The sequence below is a fragment of the Saccharolobus solfataricus genome, from assembly GCF_900079115.1.
GTDB classification, from domain to species: domain Archaea; phylum Thermoproteota; class Thermoprotei_A; order Sulfolobales; family Sulfolobaceae; genus Saccharolobus; species Saccharolobus solfataricus.
This window is the reverse complement of sequence record NZ_LT549890.1, coordinates 1719807-1735436: the sequence shown is the minus strand read 5'-3', so window position 1 is coordinate 1735436 and position 15630 is coordinate 1719807. Positions and strand designations below refer to the sequence as shown.

The 15630-nt window shown below is 38.1% G+C and carries 19 protein-coding genes and 1 pseudogene; 13 read left to right on the top strand and 7 right to left on the bottom strand.

Features of this window, described 5'->3' with window-relative positions; genetic code table 11:
* Positions 1 to 103 precede the first annotated feature (103 nt).
* The 4 genes and pseudogenes from SSOP1_RS09280 to SSOP1_RS09270 form a co-directional block, all read left to right on the top strand.
* Positions 104 to 1513 carry an aldehyde dehydrogenase family protein gene (locus SSOP1_RS09280; RefSeq protein WP_009992722.1) on the top strand — a complete coding sequence of 470 codons (1410 nt, stop codon included), beginning with the start codon at positions 104 to 106 and terminating at the stop codon, positions 1511 to 1513.
* A 196-nt stretch (positions 1514 to 1709) separates the two neighbouring features.
* Positions 1710 to 2840: an RNA-guided endonuclease InsQ/TnpB family protein gene (locus tag SSOP1_RS09275; RefSeq protein WP_231918268.1), complete on the top strand. Its 1131-nt coding sequence runs from the start codon at positions 1710 to 1712 to the stop codon at positions 2838 to 2840.
* Positions 2841 to 2907: 67 nt separating this feature from the next.
* Positions 2908 to 3111 carry a type II toxin-antitoxin system CcdA family antitoxin gene (locus SSOP1_RS16510; RefSeq protein ID WP_080514982.1) on the top strand — a complete coding sequence of 68 codons (204 nt, stop codon included), beginning with the start codon at positions 2908 to 2910 and terminating at the stop codon, positions 3109 to 3111.
* 22 nt (positions 3112 to 3133) lie between these two features.
* Positions 3134 to 3718: pseudogene (locus tag SSOP1_RS09270) on the top strand (ISNCY family transposase); the annotation flags it as partial.
* Between the two features lie 148 nt (positions 3719 to 3866).
* On the opposite strand, the gene SSOP1_RS09265 reads toward SSOP1_RS09270, so the two are convergent.
* The gene (locus SSOP1_RS09265; protein ID WP_063492822.1) at positions 3867 to 4958 is read right to left on the bottom strand and encodes an ISH3-like element ISC1359 family transposase; all 1092 of its coding nucleotides are present in this window, start codon (positions 4956 to 4958) and stop codon (positions 3867 to 3869) included.
* On the opposite strand from SSOP1_RS09265, the gene SSOP1_RS17685 reads away from it, so the two are divergent.
* Positions 4950 to 5270 (top strand): hypothetical protein, encoded by a 321-nt coding sequence (locus SSOP1_RS17685; RefSeq protein WP_231918267.1) that lies wholly within the window; start codon positions 4950 to 4952, stop codon positions 5268 to 5270. The genes SSOP1_RS09265 and SSOP1_RS17685 overlap by 9 nt on opposite strands.
* A 154-nt stretch (positions 5271 to 5424) precedes the next feature.
* Here the strand turns inward: SSOP1_RS17685 and SSOP1_RS09255 are convergent, their stop codons facing one another.
* From SSOP1_RS09255 to SSOP1_RS09240, 4 genes are all read right to left on the bottom strand, one after another.
* A complete protein-coding gene (locus SSOP1_RS09255) occupies positions 5425 to 6054 on the bottom strand; it encodes a type 1 glutamine amidotransferase (protein ID WP_009988526.1) in 630 nt (209 codons plus the stop codon).
* A gap of 36 nt (positions 6055 to 6090) precedes the next feature.
* A complete protein-coding gene (locus tag SSOP1_RS09250; RefSeq protein WP_009988525.1) occupies positions 6091 to 6813 on the bottom strand; it encodes a hypothetical protein in 723 nt (240 codons plus the stop codon).
* 72 nt (positions 6814 to 6885) lie between these two features.
* Positions 6886 to 7821, bottom strand: a complete 936-nt coding sequence (locus SSOP1_RS09245; RefSeq protein WP_009988523.1) for a zinc metalloprotease HtpX — start codon at positions 7819 to 7821, stop codon at positions 6886 to 6888.
* A 20-nt stretch (positions 7822 to 7841) separates the two neighbouring features.
* Positions 7842 to 8678, bottom strand: coding sequence for an undecaprenyl-diphosphate phosphatase (locus SSOP1_RS09240; RefSeq protein WP_009988521.1), 837 nt, complete (start codon positions 8676 to 8678; stop codon positions 7842 to 7844).
* Positions 8679 to 8834: 156 nt separating this feature from the next.
* Here SSOP1_RS09240 and SSOP1_RS09235 point away from each other — a divergent pair, with 156 nt between their 5' ends.
* From SSOP1_RS09235 to SSOP1_RS09220, 4 genes are all read left to right on the top strand, one after another.
* Positions 8835 to 9677, top strand: coding sequence for a KaiC domain-containing protein (locus SSOP1_RS09235; RefSeq protein WP_009988518.1), 843 nt, complete (start codon positions 8835 to 8837; stop codon positions 9675 to 9677).
* 36 nt (positions 9678 to 9713) lie between these two features.
* A complete protein-coding gene (locus tag SSOP1_RS09230; RefSeq protein WP_009988517.1) occupies positions 9714 to 10910 on the top strand; it encodes an MFS transporter in 1197 nt (398 codons plus the stop codon).
* Complete coding sequence (locus SSOP1_RS09225) at positions 10855 to 11787, top strand: dipeptidase (protein WP_009988516.1); 933 nt, start codon at positions 10855 to 10857, stop codon at positions 11785 to 11787. Before SSOP1_RS09230 ends, SSOP1_RS09225 begins: the two co-directional genes overlap by 56 nt.
* A gap of 425 nt (positions 11788 to 12212) precedes the next feature.
* Complete coding sequence (locus tag SSOP1_RS09220; protein WP_009988468.1) at positions 12213 to 12644, top strand: universal stress protein; 432 nt, start codon at positions 12213 to 12215, stop codon at positions 12642 to 12644.
* On the opposite strand, the gene SSOP1_RS09215 is transcribed toward SSOP1_RS09220, so the two are convergent.
* On the bottom strand, positions 12637 to 13026 hold the full coding sequence (locus SSOP1_RS09215) for a metal-sulfur cluster assembly factor (protein ID WP_009988467.1): 390 nt from the start codon (positions 13024 to 13026) through the stop codon (positions 12637 to 12639). The genes SSOP1_RS09220 and SSOP1_RS09215 overlap by 8 nt on opposite strands.
* 92 nt (positions 13027 to 13118) lie before the next feature.
* On the opposite strand from SSOP1_RS09215, the gene SSOP1_RS09210 reads away from it, so the two are divergent.
* The 3 genes from SSOP1_RS09210 (at position 13119) to SSOP1_RS09200 (ending at position 14398) form a co-directional block, all read left to right on the top strand.
* Positions 13119 to 13349: a C2H2-type zinc finger protein gene (locus SSOP1_RS09210; RefSeq protein ID WP_009988466.1), complete on the top strand. Its 231-nt coding sequence runs from the start codon at positions 13119 to 13121 to the stop codon at positions 13347 to 13349.
* A 69-nt stretch (positions 13350 to 13418) separates the two neighbouring features.
* A complete protein-coding gene (locus SSOP1_RS09205; protein ID WP_009988464.1) occupies positions 13419 to 13766 on the top strand; it encodes a DUF488 domain-containing protein in 348 nt (115 codons plus the stop codon).
* A 17-nt stretch (positions 13767 to 13783) separates the two neighbouring features.
* Positions 13784 to 14398, top strand: a complete 615-nt coding sequence (locus SSOP1_RS09200) for a helix-turn-helix domain-containing protein (protein ID WP_009988462.1) — start codon at positions 13784 to 13786, stop codon at positions 14396 to 14398.
* Between the two features lie 289 nt (positions 14399 to 14687).
* Here SSOP1_RS09200 and SSOP1_RS09195 read toward each other — a convergent pair whose 3' ends face one another.
* On the bottom strand, positions 14688 to 14963 hold the full coding sequence (locus SSOP1_RS09195) for a hypothetical protein (RefSeq protein ID WP_009988461.1): 276 nt from the start codon (positions 14961 to 14963) through the stop codon (positions 14688 to 14690).
* A 124-nt stretch (positions 14964 to 15087) separates the two neighbouring features.
* Here SSOP1_RS09195 and SSOP1_RS09190 point away from each other — a divergent pair, with 124 nt between their 5' ends.
* On the top strand, positions 15088 to 15615 hold the full coding sequence (locus SSOP1_RS09190; protein WP_029552487.1) for a hemerythrin domain-containing protein: 528 nt from the start codon (positions 15088 to 15090) through the stop codon (positions 15613 to 15615).
* Positions 15616 to 15630 lie beyond the last annotated feature (15 nt).

Here is a 15630-nt window from a genome sequence, read left to right as displayed (position 1 = left end):
AATAATGAATGTGTTTAAAAAACTCTTATAAGTACTATGGGTTTAGAAATCGAATTAAGTATTTCATAATCGCTTAAAAACTTCAAATGTAAATATATACTTGATGAGCTTAGAGGTTATTGAAGTTCGATCACCCTCCAATCTTAAGGTAATTGGAACTGTGAAGAGAATGAGTAAAGATGAGGTTAGGGGAGAGATAGAGGAGGCATATAAGGGATTTGAAATAATTTCCAGAATGCCCCTCTATAAGAGGACAGCTATATTGAGGAAAATATCGGAAATTTTGGAAAGAGAGCAGGAGAGATTAGCTAGACTACTTGCAATGGAAGCCGGTAAGCCGATTAGTGATTCCCGAGTTGAAGTATTAAGGGCTTCTAGACTGTTTAGACAAGCCGCTGAAGAGGTGGGAATAGTTCTAGAAGGCAAGAATTATAGGGTAGATGCTTACGAGTACCCTCCTGGGAATGAGAATAGAATAGTTTTGAGTACTAGGGAACCGATAGGTGTTGTAACTGCAATTTTACCCTTCAACTTCCCCATAAACTCCTTTGCCCACAAGGTTGCCCCAGCTTTAGCAGTGGGAAATTCAGTAGTGGTTAAGCCAAGTATAAATACGCCTCTAGCAGCCGTAGAGATGAAGAAGATATTGGTTGAGGCTGGATTACCTGATAGTGCAGTTAGAGTGGTCACTGGTTATAGTAGTGAGATCGGGGATGAGATAATCACCCATCCATTAGTTGGTCTGATTACGTTAACTGGTTCTACGCAAACTGGTCTTAAAATAGCCTCTAAAGCTATTTCATTAGGGAAGAGGATAATAATGGAGTTGGGAGGTTCAGATCCCATAATCATCTTAGAAGACGCCAACATAGAGAGGGCTTCTTCAATAGCTGTTAGAGCTAGGTTTGAGTATGCTGGACAGAACTGTAATGCTGGTAAGAGAATTATAGTTAGGCAAGAGGTCTATGACAAGTTCGTAAAGGCGTTTAACGAGAAGGCCAAAGCATTAAAGGTAGGTGAACCCTTGGATGAGACTACTGACGTTGGACCAGTAATCAACAAGGAGAGTGTTGAAAACTTAAACAGTGTATTGGAAGACGCTAAAGTTAAGGGAGGAAGGGTTGAGATCCTCAATAGGGGGCCAGAAAGTGGAAGTTTCTTCCCACTGACTATGGTAACCAATCCCTCACTGGATATGCTGGTCTTAAAGAGTGAAGTCTTCGGGCCTATAGTACCAATTGTGAGCGTTAAGAGTGATGAGGAGGCAATACGAATAGCCAATTCAACTGAGTATGGTTTACAATCAGCAATCTTTACGAACGATGTGAATAGGGCCTTGAAGTTAAGTAGGGAATTGAAGTTTGGTGCTGTTATCATAAATGATAGTACTAGGCTGAGGTGGGACTCGTTACCCTTTGGCGGATTTAAGAAGACTGGTATTGGGAGAGAAGGAGTTAGAGAGACAATGCTGGAGATGACTGAAAATAAGTTAATTGCTATCACATTACTTTAAGTGGTAAAATCTTTTACTACATATTTTATAACAGACGGGGGTTCAAAGGGGGCGGAAAACTTCGCCTCTTCAAGATGGATCCCTCTGTAGAAAAGTTAAAAATAGGAAAATAACAAAATACACATCAATACCCACCTTAGGGTTTCGCTTCCGTGCTTACGCTGACGAACAAACCCTTAGGGCGTTAAAAGCCCAGTTGAAGTTAGCGTGCAAAATCTACAACACCTTAAGGTGGGCAGACATCTATTTCTATCAGAGGGATGGGAAAGGACTAACACAAACTGAGTTAAGACAGTTGGCTCTAGATCTGAGAAAACAAGATGATGAGTATAAGCAACTCTACTCGCAAGTAGTTCAACAAATAGCCGACCGTTATTACGAAGCTAAGAAGAGGTTTTTCGAAGGTTTAGCACGTTTCCCGAAAGAAAAGAAACCTCACAAATACTACTCCCTTGTCTATACGCAAAGCGGTTGGAAAATACTTCACGTTAGAGAAATAAGAAAAGGAAGCAAGAAGAATAAGAAGAAACTAATAACGCTTAAACTATCAAATCTTGGTACGTTCAAGGTAATTATACACAGGGACTTTCCCCTTGACAAAGTAAAGAGGGTAGTAGTGAAGCTAACAAGATCTGAGAGGATATACATCACTTTCGTAGTAGAAGATTACGAATTCCCCAAGTTACCTAACACTGGTAAGGTAGTGGCGATAGATGTTGGCATAGAGAAGCTGATCGTAACGTCAGATGGTGAGTATTTTCCTAATTTGAGACCTTACGAGAAAGCGTTATGGAAAGTGAAGCATCTACACAGAGAACTTTCAAGGAAGAAATTCCTCTCTAATAATTGGTTTAAGGCTAAGGTTAAGCTTGCTAGGGCTTATGAGCATTTGAAGAATCTAAGAACGGATCTTTACATGAAGTTGGGTAAGTGGTTTGCTGAGCATTATGATGTTGTGGTGATGGAGGACATTCATGTTAAGCAGTTGATAGGTAAGTCATTAAGGTCTCTGAGGAGGAGATTGAGTGATGTCGCGTTCAGCGAGCTTAGAGATTTGATTAAGTATCAGTTGGAGAAATACGGTAAGAAACTCATCCTAGTTAATCCTGCATACACTTCCAAAACTTGTGCTAGGTGCGGGTACGTAAAAGAAGATCTGTCTCTATCTGATCGTGTTTTCGTTTGTTCCAACTGTGGTTGGATTGCAGATCGTGACTATAATGCTTCTCTTAACATCTTACGTGGATCGGGGTCGGAGCGACCCTTAGTGTGGAGCTCCGCCCTCTACCAGTACCAGCACTTCGGTACTGGCATGGCAGAGCTGTGAAGCAGGAAGCTCCCTCTTTTAGGAGGGGGTAGCTCACAGTATAAAATTGGTATGAGTTGGGTTTACAATATCAACGAAAGTCAGAAGGGATGTACTAGAAAAGGCTAAGAAATACGGAATAAACGTCTCTGAAGTTTTAAGAAAGGCTTTAGAGGAGGAAATAAGGAAAAGGGAGGAGGAGGCGAGGAGAAGCGCTAAGGAAATCGCAGAAGTTCAGATAGCATTTATCGGAAAATCCTGGCAGTTCAAGAGGCCCATAAAAACTTTTTAAAATTAGAGCCTTTAATTTTGGTATGACCAAAGAGTCTGCGAGGGAGGAGTACTATAAGGCATTGGAAAAGGCAGTTAACGAGGTCATACTATCCATGACTGGAACGAGGAAGGACGTTGCCAAGAGGCTACTCTTGGGGGCGGTTGTGGGAAGAAATGCTACCGAGATAGCTCAAGAGGCCGAGATGGACTACGAGACCGTACTGAATAACTTGGACAAAGCAGCTCAAGCCAAACTAATCGAGGTCGTGAAGAAGTTAGTTGGAGACCATCCCGTCCTTCTCATAATAGACGACACCCACGACCACAAGCTCTACGCTAGGGTCATGCCGGTCTCCAGAAACGGGGCACAGATCTTCTACTGTAGGGCGCACAAGAGGTTCGAGTCCGCGATCCAGCTCCTTGTGATTGGCGTCAAGGATCTGGTGAACAACCAGATCTACGTGATCCACATAATTGCCTACATACCCCGAAAGGTGGAGGAGGAGCTCAAGCGTAGGGGTGAGGAGGTGAAGTTCAGGACCAAGATAGATGCCCTCTTGGAGTTTCTCTCCTCCCTCTCAGGTTTGAATGTGAAATCCAAGGTCTTCGACTCATGGTACGTCAGTATGGGAATCTCATTTTTCTGATATAAATGATAATATATGTAAGATTGAACCACACCAGTTTTATTCAAATATAACTGCATATATTTTATGAAAATGACAGTTAATAAGTCAGTTTTGAACAGAAGAATATAAATATATAGAATTAATTTCACGTAGCTGGAAGGAGGTGCATAGGGTTAGCTGGAGTCTGGGGGAATGACGTCTTCACTTCACGGAACGCGCGTTCTTGTTCCACTCTTACCTCCCGATCGAGGAGATTCGAGAGGGAGACCGAGAACTCCCACAACTTTACCTTCCTCCAAGAACGGATCAAGAACCAGACATTCAAGAGAAGATAGGAAAGCAGAACGAGAACCAATTCCTTCCTCACGTCACAAGTCCTAGTCTTGATTCTGAACTCCTCAAGGGAGCGGAAGGCGTTCTCTATCCCCCACCTCTCCCTGTACATCTCGGCAAGGACTATGGCATCATAAAGATCCATCTCCCTCCTCACGAGGAAGGCAATAATCTTGCCGTCTTCCTTCCTCAGAATAATGAGATAAGCTCCACTCCCATGTCTCACGCAGAGAAATCCAGTATATCTAACTCCGCTAAAACTCACATCCACATCTTGCAACATCCCCTTGTACTTCTTGTACATCTGGGCCTTGGCAGATATGACGAAGTCCAAGCCCAACTCCAAGAGGTATCTAATCACTTCGTTCACTGCGAACTCCCTGTCCGCGAAGACCATGACGAGCCTCAGCTTGTCCTCCTCCAACTCCTTCACGATTACCTCCATCACCGCCTTGAAACCTTCAGCTACGTTCTTCACGGTCACTGGGATCACGTCCAAGAAGCTCCTCGTCCTCCCCAGGAGGAAGATCGCAGCTTGAACCAGTCCCCACGACGTCCCCTTAGTTGGCTTTATCCTACTCAAGAAACTCTTGTCAGCGTGGTATTGAGGTATGGCATGGAAGTCCACTGCTACCCTCCTGTCCCTGACTCCCCTTAACGTCATCCTCCCCATCTTCCTCAACGCATCCCTCACGTCCTCAACTTGAACCGCGTTCAACTTTCTCAACGCTCTTCTCCCATCTTTTCCCAACCTGCTCAAGTAGCTCCCACTTGCCTTAAGCAAGGCACTGAGGAGTTCCTCAGGGAAAAGTATTTTAGTGAGGATCGAGTAAATTATCTTGAGGGCGGACCTGGCGAAGTCCCGGTTGAACTTCGCCGGTTTAGTTGTATTCTCATGCTTCATATATTCAAGTTCGCCCTCGTATATACAAACTTTTCTCCAGAAATTCTCATCCTCTCAACTTTTTCTGTATTCCATTCATCTCGTTTTTTACGAGAAAAAAGAGATTCCCATACTGACGTATTAGATGCAAGCTCCATAATACCGTTGACTGAGTTATTAGGTGAGAAAGCAATAGACCCCTTTAAGAGGAGTATAACTGCAGATTTAGCTGTATACGAAATAGAAAACTTCTTATGGAAGAGGAAATTAGAGAGGCTTACTACACTCTTTATAAACGTGTTGAAGTTTATAGAAATGGAGAGGTTAGATTAAATGAAAAAGTTGTGAAGTTAAGTATAGAAGAAAACCTAACCTATTACGATGCGGTATATCTTTACCTAAGTAGAAAGTTATGGTATAATACTAGTAAATGATGATAAGGACTTGTTGAAAAAGGGCAATGCCAAGTTCAGAGTTAATAAAAATGTTATAACTGCATCCAGTACTGTATCAACTTAAATGCAGCATCTTCAAGTTCTCCCTCAAATCTCTTCACATAGTTCGCCACACTTTCATCTCCACCATAAAGCTTAATCCATTGACTAACCATTTCTGAATTAACTTCCAAATGGAATTGTACACCTAAAGCTCTCTTTACCTTAAAGGCCTGGAAGTAGTTATTGCTATAAGCTAAGAGAACTGCGTCTTGCGGTAACGAAAAAGTATCCCCATGCCATTGGAACACTGAAAGTTCGTCTTCTCTCATGAAATCCTTCAATTCCCCTAATAACTTTACCTTTTGTATACCAATCTCTTGCCCGAAACCACCTTTTATCACTTTACCACCCAAGGCTTCTGCAATTAATTGAGAGCCTAAACAAACTCCTAAAATCCTCTTATTTTCCTTATATCCCTTTTTTATTAAATCTATTTCAACTTTTAAAAAATGATATTTATCCCTTTCATAAACTCCCATTGGGCCTCCCATTATTATTAAAGCTTCAAATTGCTCATCTCCCTTAAGTTCCTCAGCCATTATTTCATTAACGCGAGGTAGGAATTTCTTTAACGTTCCTAACGTTTCTACTGGATGATTGTAAACTGCTAGTATCTTCATGTGAATAAAAAATAAGGAAATACAGAAATATAAGTATTAATGACCAACTGCCCTAGCTACCCTCTGCCCAGCGAAAGCTCCTAAGATACCCACAATTGCATCTCCAGGTACAGAAGCTAATACGTCGAACTGTATAGTAGCCCAGTTCACTATAGCACCATGTATTAAAGGATTTAGAAATCCTAGGTAAAATATTGGGTCTGGAATAGCACATAGTATACCAATTATGGCACCTTCAATTGCAATCAATACTACTCTTTTTATCTTGAGTGAAGTTCCAATGCTATCGCTATACCTAATGTTGAATAGGTTACCCCTAGTAGCTATAATCACAGCATCTATGAAAAGACCGTAAGTAAATGCCTCATAAATAAAATATAATGGCTGGCCAGCAAAGCCGTAATGGAACAAATCTGCCAACAATGTATAAATCGTTAAACTCATTGCACCGACTCCGGGTTTTCTGACCAGCGATGCGACTATTAGAAGTATGAAAAGCCTTCCCCAGAATCCAATACCTAGAAATGGAGAGCTAGGAAAGAACCTCGCTATGAAACTCCCTACATAGAATTCCCAGACTACACTAAATGCTCCGCCAATTGAAATGTACACGAAGTCAATTGTTGTGAAAGATGACTTAACTAGTCTTCTGCTCAATCCGTAAACTACTAAAGGCGTTAGTATAAAATAAGCAACTACTATTTCCCATGGTATCATTCCCGGAACTGATGTATCGAATTTTATCCCATTGAATCCCATATTATACACTTCATTAATCATTTTATAAAGATTCCGTATAGAGAAATTATATTATATTTAGAAGCATGTAGACTATATATTACTACCATATATTAATCGATAAATCATTTGAGCTCTTCTAGCTGGATAGGGATGAGTTGATAAAATGTCCTTAAATGCACTAACCTTAGTTCTCAACCACTGTTCGACTAGCAAGTGAGGATCTTTCTCTTCCACCTTAACTGGTGGAGCTGTCACTATAATTCCAGTGAATGGGTCAATCCTAATGTTTTGCATGTAAATTTCAATCTTAGCTAACGCAGTAGCTAAAGCCTTCGACCCCTCTCCTAATACTAGAAAAGAATTATAATCTGCATAGGATTCTCTCAGCCTATTAAACCATAAGACGAAAATTTGCAAGATGAAAGTTACTACGAATATGACAAATCCTATTGCTAAAGCCGCTATGGCGAATAATAGTTCAATTTCATCTGCTGCAAGGAATAATGCCAAATATCCGAAATTCATCAGTAGTGTACTTATATATCCTAACACTGTAGGAATAAGACCTATTGTCATACCTATCTCAACGTCCCTGTGCTTTATGTGTCCTACTTCATGAGCTATAACTGCGGTTAACTCATCAACGTCCAGAATGTTCAAGAGGGGTAGAGTTATTCCAACTCTCATCCCGCCTAATCTATTACCGTAAGCAAATGCATTAGGATAAGGTGCGTCGATTACAAAAACTCTAGGGGGCTTAATTTTGGACTCCTCAGCTATTCTCCTAACTAAATTGTAAAGCCAGCCGTACTGTGGGTCATTTGGAGAAACTTCATAGCCACCTCTTCCCACTACATAAGGAGATATAATCCATTGAAATAGCCAGAAAATTACGAGAGCTGGAAATATAAAAAATAAAGATATATGAAGTAGAGAAGCTATTCCAATCAATACTATACCCTCCGATATAATGGTCAGACCTAACGAGATAACCATGCTCGATATCAACCTTTGTCTTACATCCATGATAAAACCTTGTATATCTTTTAATAAAAACCTTTTGCAATATCACTTAAGATTCCACTAATAATTGCCATAATCCCCAAGATTATTACGAGTAAAACTACCTTATTAGTCCTAGCAAATCTTAATAATGCGTTGATGAAGAAGATACTAACAAATGTAGCAACTACGATTGAAATTAGCAAACCAGATAGGCTTACCGAGTGAACTGCTTGTGAAACCTCGTGCTTGCTGAAAAGTACAGTCACACTTATGGCACCTAATGCAGCTGGTATTAATGAAATAAAGGATAGTTTAAACGCTTCCTCTGGCTTTACCCCTAACAATATTAACGCAGATGTGGTCATTCCAGATCTACTGACTCCGGGAAGAGCTGCCAACCCTTGTGCGATCCCAACGATTATTATATCCCTTAACTTCAAGTCGTGTAACCCTTTTCTAGGGAAATAATTCTTCCTTGATAAGTAGATTACAATTCCGTCAATTAATAAGACTACTCCTAGTACTGTCATTGGTAACCCTAAAATTGGTAAAGAGATGACGAAAAGGTAAAGGGGCACTCCCACAAGCCCAGTAATTATCGTTACAATTACTAAGAACTTCAAGAGTAAATAGTCTTCTCTTCTGGAGGACATCCTAACAAGTGCCTTTAATAATCCTGAAATCTCACTTCTGAAGTAGAATATTGCAGCAGCAATTGTCCCAATTTCCATAAATAGACCAAAGGAGTATGCTACGTTGAAGGAAAGACCTAAAAGTGTTGATGAGACGATTAATACTTGGGTTTTACTACTTATTGGTATCCACTCACTTATCCCTTGTACGATTCCTAGGATTACGCCAATTAATATATAGTTCATATGTAAGAAGTCTTATGTTTGGAAATAAGCCTTATCTACATATAATATATATGACAAATAAATTATATAGAAGCTATAATGTAGGAATGTAACTTGTTATGAACAAAGAAGCAATCATCAAGCAGCTTTTATATGCATTACAAATTATAATATCTTATGAAAAGAGTAAAGACATATATACCTGGGCTTGATGAAATCCTTTACGGTGGAATTCCAGAAAGACACATAGTATTAGTTTCGGGTGGACCGGGAACTGGTAAATCAATTCTAGGAAAACAATTCCTATATAACGGGCTAACAAAGGGTGAAGGAGGGGTATTTATAGCCTTAGAGGAACATCCCGTCTCCGTACGTAGAAGCTTTGAGCACTTTAAATGGGATGTGAGAAAATATGAAAGGGAAGGGAAATTCGCAATAATTGATACATTTACAGGTGGAATTGGTAATGTCGCACAAAGGGAGAAGTACGTTGTGAAAAGCATAGATGATGTGAAGGAGTTATCAGAAAACATTAGAGCTGCAATAAAGGATATAAATGCTACTAGAATCGTTGTGGACTCAGTAAGTACACTTTACTTAACGAAACCAGCGATGGCTAGGAGTATTGTAATGCAATTGAAGAGAGTTATTTCCGGTCTAGGATGTACTGCGATTTTCGTAAGTCAAGTTTCAGTTGGGGAAAGGGGATTTGGTGGGCCAGGCGTGGAACACGCAGTTGATGGTATAATAAGGTTAGACCTTGATGAAGTTGAGGGCGTAATGTATAGGTCAATTATAATTTGGAAGATGAGGGATACTAAGATATCTATGGTTAGACACCCAATGGATATAACAGATAATGGAATTATAGTACAATGGGATAAGTATTTGAAGATAAGCAATTGGTCAGTTTCAATTCAGCCCCTACCAGAAAATGAGATTAGCCAGATGAAGAAAGCTGTTGAAGAAGCCGAAAAGGAAGTTGAGGTTAAGGTTGAGGGAAAAGAAGAGGAGGAGTAGAGTTAGTTATTTAATAAACAATATAACTTTTAACTTATGAATAAGATAAGCGTTTTTTCCCTAACAATCTCAAGGATTTTGAGAAGTTTGTCAGCAGGTATAATATTCGTAATCCTACCCTACTTGGTTCTAGTTGAATTGAAATACTCATCGCTAATTCTAGGATTTATATACACCGTTGGCACATTTGCTACAGCTATACTTGGACTCGCTGTAGGTTATCTTGCAGACTTATATGGAAGGAAAAATTCCCTAATTCTAGTTTCACTTTTCCTGCCTTTAAGTGTATTACTTATTTTCATAAATCACTCCTTAATAGCGCTCTTTATTGCCTCAGCCTTAGGAGGGTATTCCGCCACTGGTGCAGTCGCCGGAGGTGGAATTGGGGGAATAGTAGCTCCAATTCAGAACGCGCTAATTACTGAGCTAACTGATAACGAGGATAGAACATTTTACTTCTCCCTATTCACATTTTTATCTGGAATATCCGCTTCAATTGGTTCCCTCGTAGCTGGATTCTTTACTTCAAAGCAAGGGTTTCTGTTTGCGATAATACTAGGATTTCTGTCAGTTTTAGCACTATTTCCAATAAGGGCTAAAAACATAAAGGCTAGGTCAGCCTCATTGAAAAGTAAAGTTGTCATAGGGAAGTTCTCAATTACGGGGTTATTAAATGGCATATCTGTAGGTCTAATAACTCCATTCCTAATTCCGTATTTCATTATCGTATATCACACGCCAAAATCCGAAATGTCAATCTACACTTTCCTTAGTAGTCTTATCGCCTCAACAATAATCCTCTTGGCCCCGGTTTTAGATAAGAAGATAGGATTTTTGAAGAGTATAGCTATAACTAGGGGTATAGGAGCACTTCTTTCAATTATAATGCCCCTCATAAGGGTATTCCCAATATCCCTAGGAATTTACCTTATACTTCCGGGAATGAGAGTGCTAGCGCTACCCATACAACAAAGGGCTATGACGGAAATGGTGAGCCAAGATGAAGTAGGTAGAGCCATGGGAATTAATCAAGTGACTAGGTTAGCAGCATCCTCTGGTTCAACTGGTCTCACTGGTTACTTATTCTCGGAATCGCAGATTGATGTACCATTCTTAGCCTCCGGGATCATAATGGCTTTAAATATTTACATGTACTATAAATTCTTTGGAGGTAAAAATGAAGTTAATAGACCTTCACGAGGATCTAGCTTACTCAAACCAACAAGGGATTGATGTAATTGAAGGTGATAGACAGTCTAGCATTAGAATGCTCAAGGAGTTTGACTCTTTAGTCTTTGCTTCCATTTTCCCCCATGTGGATACCCTAGATGAGAGGAGTGAGGGATTGACTGCCCTTTACGGAAACCCCACTAGATCGACTAATTTTTCCATTGAACTGTTTTTAGATCAAGTTAAGTTTTACTATTATTTAGAGAGAAAGAATTTGGTGAAGATTGTGAGAAGTGCTAATGATCTTGAGAAAGAAGGTGTTAAACTGTTATTATCACTAGAAGGTGCTGATGTATTAAGGGATTATAGCGATATATATCTCTTAAAAGAACTTCATGTTCTCAACTTAGGTCTAACTTGGAATTACGATAATAAGTTCGCGTCATCATGTATGTCTAAGAAGGATTACGGATTAACTTCAGAGGGTGAGGAGTTAGTCAGATTAGCTAATAAACTAGGAATAATAATCGATCTAGCTCATGCTGGTAAGAGAACTGTTCTAGATGTAACGTCAACTTCTAAAAAACCAGTAATAGATTCTCATACTAACTTTACCCGATTAAAACAGCATAGGAGGAATTTGGACGATGAGGAGATAGAAGCTATAGTTAAGACTAAAGGCGTTATAGGCATTACCGCAATTGTTGCCACTTTAAAAGAAGCGTCCATTAGTGGTATAGTTGAGAGTATAAAATACTTAGGTGAATCATTTGGCTGGGACTACGTCGCCATAGGGACTGATTTCCTTGGCATAGGTGAAGCTCCAAAGGGATTTGAGAACATCTTGAAGGTTAAGGAGTTGACCAAGGCAATAGAAGGACACGAGGAAGAAGTTTTATGGAAGAACGCTTTCAGAGTTATAAAAGAGAATATATCTTGATAATGATAGTAAGGCGTTGTTGACCTATTTAGTTTTTTACACTTAACTAAGATATTATCTTCCTTTCAATTAACGTTTTTAGGTTTGTAATATCCCTCAACTTTTAGTGAAAATTCAACAAGTTCACAAAGTGAAGAGGAAAAAATTGTTAAATAGAACAATACACACTACAATCACTCTTTAAATGAGAAACTTTATACCATTTGTCAAGTGTTTACTCGTCCATCATGACCAGATTTCATATTGTAGCAGATTCATACTGTTTCAGCAATTCATTTAAAAGTATGGAGGAAATTTTTATACTTTGACTAAACACTATTTAATCTTTTAAATATGATTTTGATTCTTTCCTATCGTATGGCTCTTAACCACATGGATAAAGTTTTTTATATTTGTATGTCTATATTATTTCGGTGACTTAAAATATGGTGTTTAAAAATATAGTAGTGGCTTACGACGGATCGCAAAACGCTAAAAGAGCGTTAGATGTTGCAATAGATCTGGCTAAACGATATGAGGCTAAACTTACTATAATAGAGGTAATAGATACTTCAGTACTTGCTGGAATGGGTTTAGGTCCAATTCCAGGTGAGGTAATAAATGAAATGTATAATAAGGCTAAGAGAGACGTTGAAGAGGCTAAGGAAAAAGCTGTAAATAGTGGAGTTAAAAACGTTGAAGCTGTAAACATTGAGGGAGACCCAGCAGCTGCAATAATGGACTACGCTGGAAAGACAGGAGCTGATTTAATAGTCACTGGAAGTAGGGGATTATCAACTGTTAAGAGGATATTCCTAGGTAGTGTTTCATCTAGAATTGTCCATGAGGCCAAGATACCAGTATTAGTTGTTAAGTAACTTTTTCTTCCTCTAATTTTATGCCCATTCTCTCAGCCCACCTCTTAACTATATCATACCCAAATTTTCTTATGAACTCTTTTCTACCCTCGTCAGTCATCATTAATGGCGTCCACTCTGTCTCCAAATCCAACTCTACTTTTATACTTTTAGCTTGTACACTTTCCTTAACTACTTGCTCCACAGTATATTCCAAATCTTCTGTAACTGGGCAAGCTGGTGTAGTAGCTCCTATCCTAACGTATACATCTCCCTCATCACTAATATCTAGTTGATAGATTAATCCTAAGTTAACTATATCTATTGGTATTTCAGGGTCATAAACCTCATGTAATCCTTGAATTATCTTTTTCTTCCATTCACCTTTTTCCTTCTTGTTCATACATTTTTCTTCTATGCTTTTAGAAAATTTATATGATACCCCTAAGTAATTAGGTACTGAATATTTATATATTAGAAAAGGAGATTATAATTATGGTTAAGCGTATAGTTCTGAAATGTGAAGTGTGCGGAGAAACGTTTAGTTCAAATTCCCTATATTATCAGCATAAGGTACTTCAGCACTCTAGCTATAAACCGATGGTAAGGGAAGATGGATATGAATGTCCTGTTTGCCATGAAAAGAGAAGAGGAGCTGCTAGTATGCTTACACACATTGGATTGCATCATATAACTAACAAGCCATTAAGAGTGGAACTTCAATAGTGATTCAAACTCTAGCAAACCTAATCTATTAGTGTTTTCCTTTTTAAACCAATATGAGAGGTTTAAATTATGATTAAATTAAAGAGAGTTTACGATCCAATAGAAAGGGATGATGGAATAAGGATCTTAGTGGATAGGTTATGGCCAAGAGGTATTGGCAAGGATAAAGTCGATTTGTGGCTCAAAGACATAGCGCCTAGTGATGAATTACGAAAGTGGTTTAGTCACGATACTAGTAAATGGGACGAGTTCAAAAAGAAATATTTTGAAGAATTAGATGCTAATCCAAAGATAAGCGTACTATTACAATTAATTAAAAAAGGTGAAAATATTACTTTACTTTACGCTTCAAAGTCACCGTATAATAATGCAGTAGCGTTAAAGGAGTATCTAGAAAAAAAGATATTAAAACAATAGTTGAGATTCTTTATTAGATGTTAAAATCACCATTTGAAGCAACAATCCTAATTGAGGAGCACCCTTGTGAAGTAATGAAGATAATATCTAGTACTGGGCTTAAAGGTGTTGTTGATAACGTTAAACTTGGAGATAATACAACCGATCACATAGTACTTTTCGAAAAAGAGGTCCAAAAAGATGATCTAATTAAGCTTAAATCGCATAGTACTAAGGTTTTAAGGCTTAACGATAACAAGATATGGGTTAGAACTTACGGATGTGCAGTATGTAAGATTCTATATACTTCAAACGTCGTTGTAGAGAAAATAAAGGTAGTAAGAGAGAGGACATTGCTCTATACTCTCTTAATCCCTAATACGATGGCACTTAAGGAATTTCTGGCAAGCCTCATAAGTCAAGATATAGAGTTTACAGTGCTAAGCACTTCTGAAATAAGTAGTAATGAGTTAACTGATAGACAAATGGAAATATTGAAGCTTGCGTATAAGATGGGTTATTTCGATGACGATAGGAGGGTTACTTTAACTGAGCTAGCAAAACAATTGGGAATTTCTACACCAACTTTAGAGGAGATTTTGCGTAGGGCTTTAAGGAAAGTTGTCAAGTTTTACTTAGATAAGGTAAGATAGATTTTTTGTTTGGAATATTGAATGGAAGCAACAAATTTCATTCATTTGAAACTTAGTTTAAATTCCTCTAATACCAGTTCCGCCAAATGTTTCAGTTGTGTAACAAAAATTTTTGAAGAAGATTAAGAATTCTGGAATCTCTCTTTGTCAACATCTGAATCTCATGTTGAGTTGAAAAACAAATTAATATTTTATTATGATTTATACTAAATTAAAAAATGTTATCCACACTCGGAATATTTAAAGAAAGAGAAGGAAGTGGGAAAAAAGAAAGAAGTATATTCTTGTATTAGAAGAAAGACTTATGCTCGTATAAGGTTTGTGGGACCAGTGGTGTAATTTTCCATGAGATATTAAATTGTTTTGCTGCTTGCATTAGCAAATCCATATTTTCTACATCCCATTCACAAATTGCAGTCTTTGCATCCTGAGAAATCTTTATGTTTTCCAATTTCATTCCTTTAGGAAGTTTTTTACCTTTCGCCATGCTAACTAGTTGGTTAAAGAAGTTTGTTACGATTTCCTTCTGACTATCTTCCCACTGATGCACTACAACTACTTTCATATATTTTTATTTGAAAAAACTAGTATTTATATTTTATTGTTAATTTTCATACTACTTAACATTCCCTATTATCCCTTAACCATTAGGTGTCCAGTATAATAGTAAAAGGAGAAAAAACACAATGATGTTAAATTCCATAAAGACCTTAATGGAAGAACATACTGTTATTCTAAAAGCGTTAGAGATACTTAACGTTATAGATATAAACGAGAATAATATGCAAGATATTAAAATCATTATAGATTTCATAAAGAATTTCGTGGATAATTGTCATCACGTTAAGGAAGAGAAAGTACTATTCGACTTTTTAGAACACAAAGGGATGGTAGGAGGCCCAATTTACGTCATGGTATATGAGCATAACAAGTTGAGGGATATAATAAATAGGATAGAGGCTAGATACAATGAATTTGAGGAATTGCGAGAGGATTTGAATAGCCTTATTGTGCTATTAGCTAGTCATATTGATAAGGAAAATAACGTCCTATTTCCAACAGCTGAAAGTTTGCTATCTGATGACGAGAACAAAGTAATTTACGAAAAATTTGAGAGAATAGAAGAAGAGTTCGGTAAAGAAAGACACGAGAGATATATAGAACTAATTGACACACTTTACGGTAGATATATCAATAAAAAATCAAATGAAAGATAAAAGAATAAATTAGTT